Annotated in this window: 1 protein-coding gene; it reads right to left on the bottom strand. The window is 71.7% G+C overall.

Features of this window, described 5'->3' with window-relative positions; all coding sequences use genetic code 11:
* Positions 1 to 254 (bottom strand): winged helix-turn-helix domain-containing protein (locus tag AOK22_RS42170; RefSeq protein ID WP_208606389.1); only part of this gene is annotated, 254 nt, incomplete at both ends.

Genomic DNA, 254 nt, shown 5'->3' with positions numbered 1-254 from the left:
CGGAGGTAGTTGGTCTTGTTGCCGTGGGACGGGCCCCACACGTCGAGCAGCAGCTGGCGCTGGGTGATGAGGCGTCCCGGGTGGCATATGAGTATTTCGAGCAGCTGCCACTCGGTGGGGGTCAGGCGTACGTCGCGGCCGGCGCGGGTGACGCGCTTGGCGACCAGGTCGACGGTGAACTCGTCGGTGGTGACCACGACGGTCTCGTGGGCGGCCGGGGCGGCCTCGGTGCGGCGGACGGCGGCGCGCAGCCG

The sequence above is a fragment of the Streptomyces silaceus genome (assembly GCF_001419745.1).
In the GTDB taxonomy this organism is placed as follows: Bacteria; Actinomycetota; Actinomycetes; order Streptomycetales; family Streptomycetaceae; genus Streptomyces; species Streptomyces silaceus.
Note: the sequence above shows the minus strand (reverse complement) of the source record. Positions and strands in the feature narration are given on the sequence as shown.